This window comes from Actinopolymorpha singaporensis (assembly GCF_900104745.1).
Classification (GTDB): domain Bacteria; phylum Actinomycetota; class Actinomycetes; order Propionibacteriales; family Actinopolymorphaceae; genus Actinopolymorpha; species Actinopolymorpha singaporensis.
The window spans coordinates 3,630,456-3,645,761 of sequence record NZ_LT629732.1 but is presented as its reverse complement, the minus strand read 5'-3'; the positions used below and the strand labels follow the sequence as shown (position 1 = coordinate 3,645,761).

The following is a 15,306-nucleotide window of genomic DNA, read 5'->3' as shown; positions in this document are numbered from 1 at the left end:
TGCTCGTGATCATGTCAACGTTGACGTTGGCTGTCAACGATGACATCCCTGCGGTGGTCGGGCCTACGATGTGCCCATGAGAGGCGGAGCTGGGGGCGGGATCCCCGTGCAGGCCATGCCGGATGATGCTCGGTCACGTCCGAGCCTGAAGGACGTGGCGTTGGCGACCGGGTTGAGTATCAAGACGGTGTCCCGTGCCCTCCGCGGGGAGCGGAACGTAGCTGAAGCCACCCGGAAGCTGGTGGAGGCCGAGGCTGATCGGCTTGGCGTTCAGGTGAACGACGTCGCTGCCGGCCTGCGCAGAAAGTCCCAGGCAATGACGTCCGTCGGCGTGCTGCTGGGCGACTTTGCCAACCCGTTCTTCGCTCAGATGCTCAAGGGAATCGATTCGATCGCCGCCAAGCACCGACACCTCGTGTTGACCGCTGACGCGCAGTACAGTGCCGAGACCGAGCGGAACGCCATCCGTTCGTTCCTCGCGCATCGGGTTGCCGGGCTGATCATCGCACCCAGTGGAGAAGACCTGAGCTATCTCCGCACCAGAGCGCCATACAGTCCCGCAGTGGTCTGTGTCGACTCCCCTCCGCTCGGCGCGGAGGATCGCATTGACTCGGTTACGACCACGAACTTCGCCAGTACCAAGACAGGCGTCGCACAACTGATCGCCCGTGGGCACCGTACGATCGGTTATGTCGGCCACCCGCGCAGTGGCGGCGGTGCCAGTGAACGCTGGGCCGGGTATCTCGCCGCATTGGCAGAGGCGGGAATCAAGCCGGATCAGACGATGATCAGGCACGATCTGGTGACCGAGGCCGATGCCGCTGAGGCCATCGAGCAGATTCTGTCCCAGACAAGACCTGACGCCTTGATGGTGGACAACAACCGGTTGTGCACCGGCGTTCTCCAGTCACCGGCCTACGCAAGGCTTCGGCCCGAGCTTCTCAGCTTCGACAATTTCGCTCTCGCTGCCCAGTTCGGAGTCACCGTGATCGACAGTAACCCGTACGAGTTGGGCAGGGCAGGTGCCCAACTCCTGTTCGACCGTCTGACCAACCCCGACCGGCCGGCGCAGCGTGTCCAGGTCCGAGCCAAACTCGTTGTCCACGCTGATCCGATCTACTGATCGTCATGGCACGGCGGTCGGCGGACCTGCCAAGGCGCGACGTCGATCAGGATCTCGTCGGTCTCGAACAGCCAGCCGCGGTGTGCCTTCGGTCGCACCCGTCGAGGATGGACAGTGCGCCCCGGTCGATGAGCTCCTCGGCCAAAGTGGCGCCGAGCGTCTCCGGAGCACCGACCGGGCCGGACAGGGTGCCTGAGACCCGCCGAGTGCCGTCGGGCGACGTGACCTGAGCGAAGAGCGACAGGAACCCGCCCGGCTCAGTCTGCGCGTACGCGCCGACGGGCACGCTGCACCCGCCATGCAACTCGGCGAGCAGAGCCCTCTCCGCGCGCACCTGGGCGTGAACAGCCTCGTCGCCCACGGTGGAGAGGATCTCCCTGAGTTCGGTGCTGTCTTCTCGGACCTGAATGCCGAGCGCGCCCTGTCCGGGCGAAGGCGGGAAGAGATCGAGGGGCAGCAGTTCGCCGATTGCGTCGTCGAGCCCGAGGCGGCGAAGCCCTGCGACGGCAAGGACGACCGCATCGAGGCCCAGGGCCTCGATCTTCTTCAGACGAGGTGGCACGTTTCCCCGGATCGGAACGAGTTCGAGGTCCGGGCGAACGGCAAGGAACTGAGCGATTCGCCGAGGGGCGCCGGTTCCCACCCGGGCCCCGTTCCGCAGACCCGAAAGCGTTGAACCGCACAACGCGTCGCGTACGTCTTCGCGGCCGGGGGGTGGCAGCAGGGTCAGACCTGGTGGGCTTGCTGTCGGCAGGTCCTTCAGGGAGTGGACGACGACGTCCACGTCTCCCCTGCTCAGGGCGGCCTCCTGCTCGGAGCTGAACGCGCTACCGCGGTTGGTCGCTGGGACATCGGAGAGCCGCGATTTTCGGTCCTTGTCGCCACTTTCGAGAATCACTCGATGGGTGAATGTGACGCCCGGAAATCGCTCGCGAAGCGAGCCGAGATATTCCCGGACCTGGGCTTTGGCCAGGTTGCTTGCTCGCGAACCGACCAGGTACGTTGTCACGACGATCAGTTCCTGTTACTTGGGCGCTATGCGTGGGCGGCGAGGTGGGCTACGGCGGCCAAGCGTTCCACGTCTTCGACGGTCCAGGCTCCGTCGACGATCATGACGAGATGATCGATTCCCAACTCGGCGAAAGCCGCGCAGCGCTCGGCGACTGCTGCCGGGGTGTCGTCGGCCTTCAGGCGGCTGCTCACTGTTTTCTCGATCTCACCGACGGGACGGCCCACGGCCTGGCAATGCGCTGCGAGCACGCCGAGCTTGCGTTTCAGGAGTTCCGTCTGCCCTGGAACATCGAACAGGTTGCAGGCATCGGCGTAGGTCGCCACCAGACGGAGCGTCTTCTTCTCGCCTGCGCCTCCCACCAAGATCGGAGGATGCGGACGGGACAACGCGTTCGGGCGATTCGTGGGACGCTCCAACCGGTAGTGCACGCCCTCGAATGGCGTTTCCACACCCGACCACATGTGCCGGGCAAGCCGCAACGTCTCCTCGAGTCGCTCGAACCGCTCCGCTGCGGGCGGCAGCGGCAGGCCCATCGCCCGCGCCTCGGCCTCGTTGTAGCCGGCGCCGATCCCGAACCACGCCCGGCCACCTGACAGGACGTCGAGACTGGTGACTGCCTTGATCAGCAGGCTCGGAGGACGGAACGTCACCGCCGTGACCATGACGCCGAGGCGGACACGTTTGGTGCTGGCCGCCAGGAATCCCAGGACGGTGTAGGCCTCCAGCATGTCCTCGCCCGTGGTGTCGTACGGGTTCGCCTGGATCAGGTGGTCGCCCACCCACAGCGTGTCCAGACCGGACTCGTCGACTGCATGTGCCAAATCCAGGAGCGACGAGCTGATGGCCCCTGGGCCACCAGGGGAGGTGAAGTTGGCAATGTTGATGCTTATACGCATGCGTCCAGCCTGACGATATCCCGCTCGGCCACGCGTCGTCCCTCCGGAGGCAGTCACCCTACGCCTCCTGCAGTACGACCGGTTCGGCTCGCAGAACCTCCCCATCCCGTCCCCAACCTCGATGCCGGACGGCCTTTCCAACTGTCGCCGGTCGTCCGGCAACCGACCGGGCCTCACGGGTTGGCTTTCGACCACCAGAAGGGGCAGTGGTGCGCCTGGCCGGCGTCGACGACGGCGGTGCCGTCCGGGCCGGAGGCCAGCGCCAGTACCCGCCCGTCACCGCGGTATGCGGGCCAGCGCGGACCAGTGCCGCCGCCGATTGCGTTGTCGCGGTCACCGTCGGGATCGCCGGTCGCGGCGAAGGCCGCCCAGTACGCGATCATCCACCGTGCCAGCCGCTGCTGCGCGGGTGTCAACTCAGGGTTACCTGGACCGTCGAAGGAGCCGTCGAACAGGTACGGCAGTTCGGCTCCGTGCGGAGCACCCAGCGGGAAGCCGGCGATCCGCGCACCGCCATCCTCGGTGAACTCGTAGACGTGTACCGGGTGACGCATGCCGGCAACAGCAGCGTCGGCGGCCGCCAGGGACGGGCACGAGCCGAGTTTGCCGCCCCAGTCAGTCAGTGCTGTCGCGAGCGCCAGACCGGGACTCGGGTACGCGTCCGACGGGTACCGCGCCTGGATCGCGGCGGGGTCGCCGAAGGCAGCGGCCAGTTCGGCCGGGTAGCTTTCGGCGGTGACCGGCAGCCCGTGGGCGTCGTGATCCAACGCCACGAACGGGCGCATCTCGTCGCGGGTGGTACCCATCAGCAGGGGTACCCGGGCCGCAGCCCCGGACCGCAGCGCCTCCAGCGGCTGGCGCGGCAGCACGGGCGTTCCTGCGACCGGCACCCACGGCAGGTCCGCGATCCGGCCGGTCGAGGTGAAGACCCGGTCGGCGCCCAACCCGACAAGGCGACTGACCGGGAGCGCCCGCAGGCACGCCGACGCTGTGGCCGGGTCAGCGCAGCCGAGCTCAGCGGCCGTACGCGCGCCACGCGACAACGCGGTGGCCCGGGTCAGCAGCGCGTTGCCACAGGGTCCGCTCTGCACGATCGCCTTCTGGAACAGGCCTGCCGCGGCGGGAGAGGTGAGCTGGGCGCAGACGCTGTACCCGCCGGCAGACTGGCCGGCGAGGGTGACATTCGCGGGGTCGCCACCGAACCGGGCGATGTTGCGTTGAACCCAGCCCAGCGCGGCGCGCTGATCGGCCAGGCCGTAGTTGCCCGCGTCCGAGCTGGTGCGCTCGAGTGCCGGATGATCCAGAAACCCGAGCGCGCCGAGCCGGTAGTTGACAGTGACCACGACCAGGCCGCCGGTCACTGCCAGACGGGTAGGGTCGTAGTCGCTGCCCGAACCTGTCACGAAACCGCCGCCGGGCAACCAGACCAGCACCGGCAGCCGCGATCCGCCAACGGTCGGTGTGGTGACGTTCAGGTACAAGCAGTCCTCCGCGCCGACCACGGATCCGCCGGGGCCGAGTTGGGGGCAACTGGTGCCCGGACGGGTGGCGTCCCGTACCTGACGCCAGCGTGTCACTGGTTGTGGTGCGCTCCACCGCCGGGCGCCGACCGGCGGTGCCGCGTACGGGATACCGGCGAAGCTGCGGTGGTCAGCCGTCACCACGCCGCGCAGCGGACCGGAGTCCACCCTGACCACCGCCTGGCCGGTCGTCGCGTCGGCTCGGGCGGCCGGAAACGTGGCGGTGCCCGCGATTCCGGCCCCGAGCGCCACGAGCGCCACGAGCGCCACAGAAAGAGTTCTGGCCATGGCGAAGCGAGAAGGTCTCATGCCGATGGACGTTAGAAGACGTCGGCGCTGATCCACATCCGCGTCACGGTGACACCGCGCCTACGACGCAGGACGTACCGGCCCGGCCCTCGACGGGACCGACCTTGAGCCTTGACGGACCGACGTCAAGGACGGCCTGACGTCAAGGACGGCCTGACGGCCGGGGTCTTGCCGGGCGTCGGGGCCGGCGCGGAACCCGGCGCAACCGCACCTTGACTACCGATTCCCCGATGATCTCGAGACTGCGATCGAGCGCACCACACGGCTCGGCGCGATCAACATCCCTCCCCCGACAGGCCGGACCCAAGCCAACCATGCCGATCCCGGCAGTGCAGAAACACTCCGATGCTTGGGTGAACGCCGGGTGAACAGTTGCCGACAGATCTCCGCGCACCCTCGATCTTCGCGCGCCACGGGTGGAATCTGGCACGGTGTCCACTGAGTCGCTGATCCTTGTCCTGGTGGTCGTGACCGCTCTGGGGTTCGACTTCACCAACGGCTTCCACGACACCGCGAACGCGATGGCCACGTCGATCGCGACACGCGCACTGAAGCCGAAGGTCGCCGTGCTGTTGTCCGGGGTGCTGAATCTGGTCGGAGCGTTCCTGTCCGTCGAGGTGGCGCTGACCGTGACCAACGCCGTCATCCGGATCCAGAACGCTGACGGAACACCGAAGGAGTACCTCGTCGCCGACGGCGGCGGGGCCCTGCTGATGATCGTGCTCGCCGGTCTGGTCGGCGCCATCGTCTGGAACCTGCTGACCTGGCTACTGGGGCTACCCTCCAGTTCCTCGCACGCGTTGTTCGGCGGCCTGATCGGCTCGGCGGTCGCGGGGCTCGGCTGGGGCGGGGTCAACTGGGTCGGTGACGGGCAGAAGCTGGACGGCGTTGTCGGCAAGGTCATCCTGCCGGCGGTGATGTCGCCGGTCATCGCCGCTGTCGTCGCCGCGGCCGGAACGTGGTTGATCTACCGCGTCACGGCGGGGCTCGCGCACCGCTACCAGGAGGCGGGTTTCCGCTGGGGCCAGATCGGCACCGCGTCGCTGGTGTCGCTTGCCCACGGAACCAACGACGCGCAGAAGACGATGGGTGTGATCACGCTCGCGCTCATCGCGTCCGGGCACTGGACCCACCCGGGCACCATTCCGTTCTGGGTGAAGGCTGCCTGCGCGTTCACCATCGCAGCCGGTACTTACCTCGGCGGGTGGCGGATCATCCGCACTCTGGGCAAGGGCCTGGTGGAGATCGCCTCGCCACAGGGAATGGCCGCCGAGAGCGCGTCGGCCGCGGTCATCCTGACCTCCAGCCAGCTCGGCTTCGCACTGTCGACCACGCACGTGGCCACTGGTTCGGTGCTGGGCACCGGGCTCGGCCGGCCGGGCGCGTTGGTGCGCTGGTCCGTCGCCGGACGGATGGTGACCGCGTGGCTGATCACCATCCCGTGCGCGGGCATCGTCGGCGCCCTGACCTGGGCCCTCGCCCACGCGCTCGGCGGCCTCACCGGCGCCGCCGTCATCTTCCTGGCTCTCGTGGCGTTCTCAGCCGTCATGTGGATGCGGTCGCGGCATCGGCCGGTGAACCACACCAACGTCAACGACGAGTGGACAGGCGCCGGGACCCAGCGAGAGCCCGCACAGGCTGCCGCCTGACCGCCGGGCAGCAACTCGAAAGCAGGTCGAACGTCATGCACATACTCACCCTCGCCCTGGACGGCGCCTGGAAGGTCCTGCTGGCCGGCCTGGTGCTGGGCGCCGGACTGCCGGTGGTCTTCGCGTTCGGGATACGCGCCCTGGCGCACGGCCACAACGCCGAAGGTCGTCCCCACGACGCGGGAGTGCTGCCGGTTCCGCGTTCGCTCGGCCGGCCGGTCGCGGTCGTGTGCTTCGCGATCGTCCTCGCGGCGGTCGGGCTCGGGATCACCTACATCGTCGCCTCCGGACTGGGCCAGCAGCTCAGCTTCGAACACATCTACCCCACCCTGGTGCCGAAGAAGTGAGCCCGACCGGAACACCGGAAGCACACCGCACCGAAGACGTTCCAGGAGCACACAAGTGGACGAGGCACGCGACAACTTCCTGATGCGGTTCGTCGAGTGGGTACGCAAGGGCTACCCGACCGGAGTCCCACGTCAGGACTACGTTGCGCTGCTGGGCCTGCTGCGACGCAAGCTGACCAACGACGAGATCCTGCGGGTCGCCGACCACCTGGTCGCTCAGGCCGGCGGCGACAGCAACACCATCACCCGCCAGGACATCGAGACGATGATCCACGGCTCGGTCCTCCAGGCCGCATCCGACGACGACGTCGCCCGCGTCTCGGCCCACCTGGCTGCGGGCGGCTGGCCCCTCGCGGACCCCCCGCCCCCGACCAACTGAACGAAGGCGTTCGAGGCGAGACGTTCGGTCAGCGTGGTCAGAAGGACTGTCCAACGAGAGCTCGAGCGCGAGTGGATCCTGCGCCACGCCGACTACGGACCGTACTGACCCAGAGAGTACGGTCGTGGTTCACCTGTCGGACTCCGTCCGTGTGAGACGGTGCAGCACGTGACCCTTCTGTTAGTGGCACTTCTCGCCCTTGCCCTGCTGGCCGGCGCCGCCGCCGGCGCCTGACAGCCCCCTCTTCGTGCCGGCCGTACGGCCTCTGAAGCAACAGGAGGTCGGTGCTCGGTCCGCGGTCCGGCCGGACGCATCCCGACGCCTCCCGTCGTCCAACCATCGAACTCGGGGCGCGTCGGACCGCCCCTGTTAGGGTGACGGCCGTGTCGGTCGATGAGCCTTGGCGGGAACTTGCGAGTGACTACGAGACTGCTCGGCAGCGTCCGGACTCTCTCGATCGCATCCTCGAGTGGCCGATGCAGCAGGAAGTCGTCGGTGATCCGCGAGGACTCCGGATCCTGGACCTTGGCTGCGGGAGCGGCGCGAAAGCAGTGCACTGGGCCCACCACGGCGCGGCCGAGGTTACCGGCGTGGACATCAGCGGTCAGTTCGTCCCCGACCCGCCGGGCAACGTCCGACTGATCAGCGGAGACCTGTCGGACCCCGGCGCCATCGACCAGGTGCGCGACCGCGTCTACGACCGAATCTTGTTTCTCCAGTCCCTCAGCTACTCCACAGACCAGGTGCACACGCTGCGCTGCGCTCGTGACCTGTTGGCGCCGCAGGGCCGGATCATCGTTCAGCGATCTCATCCCGTCCGGTTCGCTGTCGAACGGGCCGAAGCCAACGGCACCAGCCTTGGCGAGGAGTACTACTCGGCGGACCCGTACCAGTACGCCTCTGGCTGGAACCCCAAGGTGACGCTCACCCGCTCGACCCAGACGATCGCTGACATGCTCAACGCCTTCGCGGCCGCGGGGCTTCACATCGAACGGGCCGTCGAGCCACAGTTGACGCCCGAGGACAGGCACCGCTACCCCCACAAGCAACGGTGGCTCAACAAGCACCTCGGCGTGATCCTCTTCGTCCTGCAAGCGGTCTGACAGGTCGAGGTCGACGCCTACCTCGACCTCTCCACCACCCGTATCCACTGATCACCAGCGCCGCCGGGGGTTTACCTCGCCACAGTCGGGTGGATGACGGGTCAAAACCCTTTGATCGGTGGGCGCCGGGCTGTTGGAATGGCCGGCATGTCACCGCTCGGCTCGTACGTGGAGTGGCAGCACGCTCAGGTGAGCACACCACGCCCGCTGCTGGCCGAGTTCGTACGCCGTGCCACAGGATCCGGCATCGACCAGGTGGAACGAATCGTGGAGGGCTACTCCAACGAGGTCTACCGGGTCCGGTGCACCGACGGCCAGGACGTGGTGATCCGGATCCTGCGGTTCGACGACGACACCTCCCCCGCCGCCTCGCAGGCCGAGGCCGCGGCGATCGAGAAGGCCCGGGCCGCCGGCGTGCCCGTTCCGGAGATCCTGCTGCTCGACACGGCCCGGATCGACGGCACCGAGTTCCCCGTCATGGTGCAGCGCACAGTGCCCGGCCGTCCGCTCAGCGACGTGATCAACCAACTCGCCGAACGGCAACGCCATGACGTGCTCGTCGAGATCGGCGGGCTGATCGCCCGAATCAACGGAATCAATGTCGAGGACGAACCTGACTGGCAGACCGCGATGGCGGCCGACCTGGCGCACCGGTACGCGAACCGGGACAAAATCATTGACGGCGGGTTCTCTCCTGCGCAGTTCGACCGGATGCTCGACCTGCTGCAGGGATACGTCCGCGACTTTCCCTGCAACCGTTGGGTGCTGTGCCATGGGGACCTCAGCCCCAAGCACATCTTCGTCACCGCTGACGGCTCCAGCGGCGCGGGCGTGCGGGTGAGCGGGGTCGTCGACTTCGGCGACTGGAAGGCCGGCGCACCGGTCCATGACCTGGCCGTGCTCAGGGTCCGCGGCCCGCTCCTGGACCTGACACCACTTCTCCACGGCTACGGCGCGCCAACCGACCAGGCCTACCGGCGGCAGTTGGACCTGCACACACTGCTCATCGCCCTGGGTTCACTGGAGATCGGCGTGGACGAGCAGGACCAGGCCTGCATCGAACGTTCACGTCACCAGATCCGCACCCTGCTCGCCGACCTCGACGACCCGGGTTTCCGACGGCCAGGCAGCGCTTCCGATGCTGTCGGAGGTCAACTGCGGTAACCCGGACGGCTCCCTTGCCCGATGTCTGACCTCAGGTGACACGACAGTCTCTAACGCTCCGCCATCGCACGGCGAAGCGTCTGCGTCGACGCGACGGACTCGACTGTCGGCTGGTACTCGAGGCCCAGCGGACCGCTGTAGCCGGACGCCTCGAGGTCGCCGAGCAGTTCTGCCCAGTCCAGCGTTCCTGTTCCCGGCTCGTGGCGCCCCGGTACGTCTGCGACCTGCACGTGCTTGATGTGGTCCACCGCATCGGCGAGCACCGCCCGGACGTCCTCGCCCATGACGAGGGAGTGGTAGGCGTCGTAGAGCACCGCGACCTCGGGCCGTCCCACCTCGCGCACGATCGCCACCGTCTCCGGGGTCGAGTCGAGGAAACAGCCGCGGTGGTCGACGCGGGAGTTGAGGTTCTCCAGCAGGATGCCGACACCGGAGCCGGCCACGATGTCCGCCGCTCGCTTCAGAAACGCGACGAGCGCGGCCCGCTGCTCACGGGGATCGACACCGTCGAGGACGGTTCCACCGGTCACCACGAGGTGCCGTGCGCCGATCTGTCGCGCGAGTGGCAATGCGTCGGCGAGCGCGGAGAGGTTCGTCTCCAGCTGAGCAGCGTCGCCCGCCTCCCCGATCGGCGCGGTCACGACGACGATCGTCACACCGGTCTCACGCAGAGCCGCGACGTAATCCGCTGCCTGGTCGGCAGAGGGAAGGGCCCACGTGTCGACGAATCGGAACCCAGCCGAGGCGGCGGCCCGGACACGAGCCGCGGGCGAGGGCCCAGCCTCGGTGAACAACCAGGTCAGGTTGGGCGACAGTTCGAACGTCACTTCTTCTCCTTGGATGCGACTGGACACCGAACGAGGCACTGGACGAGGCACTGGACGAGGCGATCAACGAAGGTGAGTCTCCACGTAGGCGCTGATGACGCACAAGTTCACCGCCGACAAATCCGGCGGTGTACGCGCTCTGGCGCCCACGGTGCCCGTCGACGGCGTCGCCGTGGCCGCTCCCAGACGTGGCACGAACAGAACCGCCACGTCTGCCTGGCCGAATGACAGACTGCGTCCCGTGGTGGGGACCTCGGCCGAGTCCGATCTTCGGGGGGTCGTCGGCAGCACCCGCTGGCTCACACCGCCGAACCGTCGCCGCAACAACCTCTACGAGGAGGAGATCGATGCATTTCAAGGACTTCGAACGGGTCCTGGCTGTCTACGCGCACCCTGACGATGCGGAGTACCTGTTCGGCGGCACGGTCGCGCTGCTTACCAGCCGTGGTGCCGAGGTCAACTACGTGTGCTGCACCGATGGTCGTAAGAGCGGCTCCGATCCCAGCATGACCGAGGATGAGGTCGCCGAAACGCGTGCCGAGGAGCAGCGCGCGGCCGCGAAGGTTCTCGGCGTGAAGGAGGTCACGTTCCTTGGCCATCCCAACGGCAGCCTCGAGGTCACACCGGAGCTTCGTCGAGACATCGTCCGGCAGATCCGCCGACACCGGCCGCAACTGATCCTCACCCTGGATCCACGCCGCGACCTCGACACCCCGATCGAGATCTCGCACCGAGAGCACATGAACGTCGGCGAGGCCACGTTGGTGGCAGCCTTCCCCGAGGCCGGAACGCCGCGGATGTATCCGGAGTTGGCCGACGAAGGCCTGGCTCCGCACCGAGTCGACGACATCTGGATCGCGACCGTCCAAGGTGCCAACCGGTACATCGACACGACCGAGGTTGTCGAGCAGAAGGTCCGCGCCTTCCAGTGCCATGTCAGCCAGTACGGCGAACGCCCGGGGCGACCAGCATGGACGTTCGAGAATTCACGCTGGTCCCCGATGCAGAAGACGATGCGGGCCGCGGGGGAAATGATCGGCGCCGAGTTCGCCGAAAGCTTCCGGGCCGTGACGATCTGACAGACCTCGACTTCGAAACTTCGCCCGGAGCTGATCAGCCACCCGAAAGTCGATCAGCTCCAGGCACTGGATCACATCACTTCACGGTGACGGTGGCGCTGCCGGCCAGGTTGCTGCTCCGGCCGCTCACCCCGACGGTGTGGTCACCCGGCGCCAGTGGACCGGGCAGCGTGATCTGGGTGTCGAGCGTGCCCGTCGACGACGCGACCAGATCATCAGCCGAGACCGTCGTACCGTCGACTCTCACCCGCACCGGCTCGTCATCGGCCAGCAGCTCGGTCGACACCGAGAGCTGACCACCGATCACGGAGGCCTCGACGTCGAGGAACGTCGTGGCCTGCTGGATGGGCGCCCTGATGTCCAACGGGGCAAGGGAAGCCGCCGGTAGCTTTCGAGGCTGGTCGCACCTGGTGGTGTCCCAGATCGTGCCGTACCCGCTGCGTGCGTCGGCGAACGGAATATCGCCGCCGGTGATCTTCTCGGTGATCGCGCAGGGCTCGCCCGGCAGCGGGTATGCGTCGTTCTGGATGGTGTACTTGCCCGACAGTTGGCCGGTGAAGCCGATCCGGTTCAGCGGCCGCCATCCGCCGCGAGCGTGATAGATCGCCGCGTTGCCGTACGCCGCCTGGCGAACCCGTCCTTCGGTGAAGGACCCGTCGCGGAGGAAGTCCTCGAGGAAGGAGTACAACCCGGTCATCTGAAGCGGTGTTGCGGACGGGCGCTCGGTCTTGACCGTCATCAGCTTGAGCCAGTTCGGAGGCCGGCCGACCGGCTCGGTGTTCAGCCATGCGGTCACGATCTGCGCGTGGTTGCCGGGCGTCGTATCCGGCTGGTTGGTGATCATGGTCGCGTACGTCTTGCCGACCTCCCAGTCGAACGGGATCCGGATGCTCGGCCCGCCCGCGTACTCGCCATGGATCACGAAGTCGCCGTAGCCGATCCGGTAGAGCACCTTCGAGGTCAGCCTGTCGTCCGGCACGGTGCCCCGGTTGGGCCCGAAGATCGAGAAGATGGCGATCTTGCTGCCGTCGTCGAGTTCCTGGATGCCGTAGTAGCCGCCGCTGTAGCCGTTGGTCATGAAGTATGTCGAGGGAACCGACGACTGCACGGTGATCTCGTTGTAGAAGGCGGTCGCACCCTCGGGCACAACCCCGGAGGCGGGGAAGTAACGCAGGTGCGTCGAGGGGTCGGCGTTCTCCCAGTAGTTGAAGGGCCCGCACGCCTCTTTGCCCTCGACCCTTGGATCGCACGGCACACCGTCGTCTTCCGGCTGCGGGGTCCGGCCCAGCACAGAGTCGACCGCGAAAGGCTCCTCGACGGTGGTGACCTCCAGGTCGTACAGATGGACCGAACCGATGCCGGCCATGGTGAGGCTGCGCACCGTCTTGGTCGAGTCGATGTTCACGCCGACCATGAAGACGGCGTAGTCGGTTCCAAGATCCACGTCGGGCGCCGCGGTGGTGTTGCGGCCGGCGACGGTGGTCGCAATAGTCGACAGGTCGAGCGGGTCAGCGGCGGTGTCGGTGTAGGCGGGCATCCCGACCCACAACCGTTCGCTGGTGTGATCGGTGTAATGCACCGTGAGGTCGAGGCCGGAGAAGCCACCCGCGGTACCAAGGAACGCGATCGCGTTGCCCCTGCCGGACACGCCAATCGTCGTTTCGGCGGGGATCGGGCTGAAGTTGTCGGGCTCGCCGGGCGCGACGTCAGGCATCGTGAAATCGATGCCGTCCACGCTGACGTCAGCGCCGGGGCCGTACCCTGCAGCGTCCATCGCCGAGGCACGCAACGATCTGCCGGCACTGTCGAGTTGACCACGCTGGTGGGTGGCGGCGTCTGTGATCGAGACGTTGTTCCGGATGCCTGCGAGTGAGTCGCCGGGCGACGCCGAGGCCGGCCCGCCCCCGGCAAGACCCGCCGTGACGACACCGACAGCCAGGCCGGCGGCAATGACAAGACGGGCCAGACGACCTGCTCCAGTCATCCGAACTCCTCGTGGGGGACGGTTGATCGACCAAACCAGAGTCCGGCGACGCCCGTCAATCCGCGGTCCTGGATCGGTCGAGCGTAGGTATCGTCCGCTCGGCGTGGTGATCCGTGGCCTTTTCACTGAGGAGTCGGCCATTTCAGGGGCTGCTGCGTGTCGTCGGGTTCGAGCCGCGGGGCCGCAGGATGATTTGTCCAGCCGCGCGACCAGCGGCAGAACGAGCCCGCGGTGGATGCCGGCGCATTCAGGGAGGGCGTGGGCAGTGGTTGCCATCCCCGCCGGCGGCAGGGAGGTCCCGCGTACAAGGAGGTGCCTGGTGGGAAAGGACGGGTTCGGCCACGGAGAGGTTGCCGAGTTCGGCCGGCTGTTCCGGCGGTTCCTCGACGAGATCGTGCACCGGGAAATGGAGCCGACCGGCCGGCCATCCTTGGTAGCGCGGCTGCGAGAGCATCTGGGTCAGGATCCGCTCGAGACCCCGGTGGTCACCGCGACCTATCCGGCGTACGACCACGCCAATGTGCATGTGGGGTTGGAGGCATGGTTCGCCACCGGCGGCCGTAGCCGGGAACTGGTCGGCGTCAGTGGAGGACACCGGTCCAGCAACACCCTGTCGGAGCTGTTGGAGATGGCCGAACGACACGGTGCCTACGGGGTCGGGCCGGTGGACTACGTCCATCTGCCGGTCTCCGTGGACGAGGAGCTGGCCTGTGTGGGGTTCGGCTTCTTCCTCGGCGTCGACCGGGACGAGCGGACGGCGGTGTTGCTGCGGAGTTCTGAGCTGCACGGCCCGCCGGAGGTTCGGCTGGAGGTGATGGCGCCGTCCCGGGACTCGGCCAAGCGGCTCCTGGCCGGGGCGGAGGAGCTGATGCGGGAACGCAACGTGTTCCGCGGCAAGGTGGTCTCGATCAGCCCGAACAGAGCATTCGAGGAAGGGGCCGGCCCGATCTCTTTCCACCGGCGGCCGAGCATGGACCGGGATGCGATCGTATTGCCGGCAGGGCTGTTGGAACGGGTCGAACGCCAGGTCCTCGGAGTGGCTCGGCACGGAGATCGCCTGCGCGCCGCCGGCCAGCAACTGCGCCGGGGCGTTCTGCTCTACGGCCCGCCCGGCACCGGAAAGACCCACACGCTCAGGTACCTGCTGTCCCGGTTGCCCGACTTCACAGTGGTGCTGCTCACCGGCACCAGCCTGGGATTCATCGGTCCGGCATGTGCCCTGGCCCGGATGTTGCAACCCGCGCTGGTCGTCCTGGAGGACTGCGATCTGGTCGCCGAGGCGCGCGACTTCGGTCCCGGGATGGAGAATCCGCTGCTCTTCGAGATGCTGAACGAGATGGACGGCCTCGAGGACGAGGTGGACGTGGCGTTCCTGCTCACCACCAACCGCGCCGACCTGCTCGAACCAGCACTCGCGCAACGCCCCGGCCGTGTCGACCTCGCGGTCGAGATCCCGCTTCCGGACGCCGCCGGGCGAGCCCGGCTGCTCCAGCTGTACGGACCTGATCTCAAGCTGCCGCCGGAGATACTGGCCGAACTAGTGGTACGCACCGACGGGACAACCGCCTCCTTCGCGAAGGAACTCGTTCGCCGGGCGATCCTGCTGGCCGCCGAACGCGGCGCCGACGAGGCCGCACCGCAGGACCTGCGTAACGCCGCGGACGAACTGCTGTCCGACCGCGACGCCCTCACCCGCCGGCTCCTGGGCGCCGCGGACGCCCCCGATCCGGAGCCCACCTACTGACCGCCGCACTCGCGAAGGCCGGGACCAACGTGGCGTCAGAGACAGCGGATCGATCGACCCTGGGTGAGAGCGTTCCGCTGAGCGTTTTGGACTTGCCCGTAGCGAAGCAGGAGCTGACCGATGCCGGCGAGGCCATGACACCAGGTCGCGCCCACTGAGGACCCAGGGCG

General features: G+C 67.6%; 13 protein-coding genes. 8 read left to right on the top strand and 5 right to left on the bottom strand.

Features of this window, described 5'->3' with window-relative positions; all coding sequences use genetic code 11:
• Positions 1 to 154 precede the first annotated feature (154 nt).
• Positions 155 to 1,123 (top strand): LacI family DNA-binding transcriptional regulator, encoded by a 969-nt coding sequence (locus BLU27_RS16540; protein WP_172804970.1) that lies wholly within the window; start codon positions 155 to 157, stop codon positions 1,121 to 1,123.
• A gap of 46 nt (positions 1,124 to 1,169) precedes the next feature.
• Here the strand turns inward: BLU27_RS16540 and hemC are convergent, their stop codons facing one another.
• The 3 genes from hemC to BLU27_RS16525 form a co-directional block, all read right to left on the bottom strand.
• Positions 1,170 to 2,132: a hydroxymethylbilane synthase gene (gene hemC, locus BLU27_RS16535; RefSeq protein WP_092654589.1), complete on the bottom strand. Its 963-nt coding sequence runs from the start codon at positions 2,130 to 2,132 to the stop codon at positions 1,170 to 1,172.
• Positions 2,133 to 2,158: 26 nt separating this feature from the next.
• Positions 2,159 to 3,031 carry an LLM class F420-dependent oxidoreductase gene (locus tag BLU27_RS16530; protein ID WP_092654588.1) on the bottom strand — a complete coding sequence of 291 codons (873 nt, stop codon included), beginning with the start codon at positions 3,029 to 3,031 and terminating at the stop codon, positions 2,159 to 2,161.
• A gap of 173 nt (positions 3,032 to 3,204) precedes the next feature.
• Positions 3,205 to 4,896 carry a carboxylesterase/lipase family protein gene (locus BLU27_RS16525; RefSeq protein ID WP_157728585.1) on the bottom strand — a complete coding sequence of 564 codons (1,692 nt, stop codon included), beginning with the start codon at positions 4,894 to 4,896 and terminating at the stop codon, positions 3,205 to 3,207.
• A gap of 395 nt (positions 4,897 to 5,291) precedes the next feature.
• Between BLU27_RS16525 and BLU27_RS16520 the strand changes: the two genes are divergently transcribed.
• The 5 genes from BLU27_RS16520 (at position 5,292) to BLU27_RS16500 (ending at position 9,502) form a co-directional block, all read left to right on the top strand.
• Positions 5,292 to 6,509 (top strand): inorganic phosphate transporter, encoded by a 1,218-nt coding sequence (locus BLU27_RS16520; RefSeq protein WP_092654586.1) that lies wholly within the window; start codon positions 5,292 to 5,294, stop codon positions 6,507 to 6,509.
• 35 nt (positions 6,510 to 6,544) lie between these two features.
• Positions 6,545 to 6,856, top strand: coding sequence for a hypothetical protein (locus tag BLU27_RS16515; protein WP_092654585.1), 312 nt, complete (start codon positions 6,545 to 6,547; stop codon positions 6,854 to 6,856).
• A gap of 55 nt (positions 6,857 to 6,911) precedes the next feature.
• Positions 6,912 to 7,235, top strand: coding sequence for a DUF3349 domain-containing protein (locus BLU27_RS16510; RefSeq protein ID WP_092654584.1), 324 nt, complete (start codon positions 6,912 to 6,914; stop codon positions 7,233 to 7,235).
• 284 nt (positions 7,236 to 7,519) lie between these two features.
• A complete protein-coding gene (locus tag BLU27_RS16505; RefSeq protein ID WP_241827468.1) occupies positions 7,520 to 8,338 on the top strand; it encodes a class I SAM-dependent methyltransferase in 819 nt (272 codons plus the stop codon).
• A 189-nt stretch (positions 8,339 to 8,527) separates the two neighbouring features.
• Positions 8,528 to 9,502, top strand: coding sequence for a phosphotransferase family protein (locus tag BLU27_RS16500; protein ID WP_172804969.1), 975 nt, complete (start codon positions 8,528 to 8,530; stop codon positions 9,500 to 9,502).
• A gap of 50 nt (positions 9,503 to 9,552) precedes the next feature.
• On the opposite strand, the gene BLU27_RS16495 is transcribed toward BLU27_RS16500, so the two are convergent.
• Positions 9,553 to 10,329: a TIM barrel protein gene (locus tag BLU27_RS16495; protein WP_197681459.1), complete on the bottom strand. Its 777-nt coding sequence runs from the start codon at positions 10,327 to 10,329 to the stop codon at positions 9,553 to 9,555.
• A 347-nt stretch (positions 10,330 to 10,676) separates the two neighbouring features.
• Here BLU27_RS16495 and BLU27_RS16490 point away from each other — a divergent pair, with 347 nt between their 5' ends.
• Entirely contained in the window at positions 10,677 to 11,408 is a 732-nt protein-coding gene (locus BLU27_RS16490) for a PIG-L deacetylase family protein (protein WP_157728583.1), read from the top strand.
• A gap of 76 nt (positions 11,409 to 11,484) precedes the next feature.
• Here the strand turns inward: BLU27_RS16490 and BLU27_RS29125 are convergent, their stop codons facing one another.
• Complete coding sequence (locus BLU27_RS29125; RefSeq protein ID WP_172804968.1) at positions 11,485 to 13,392, bottom strand: DUF3472 domain-containing protein; 1,908 nt, start codon at positions 13,390 to 13,392, stop codon at positions 11,485 to 11,487.
• A 319-nt stretch (positions 13,393 to 13,711) separates the two neighbouring features.
• Between BLU27_RS29125 and BLU27_RS16465 the strand changes: the two genes are divergently transcribed.
• Positions 13,712 to 15,136, top strand: a complete 1,425-nt coding sequence (locus tag BLU27_RS16465) for an AAA family ATPase (RefSeq protein WP_241827467.1) — start codon at positions 13,712 to 13,714, stop codon at positions 15,134 to 15,136.
• Positions 15,137 to 15,306 lie beyond the last annotated feature (170 nt).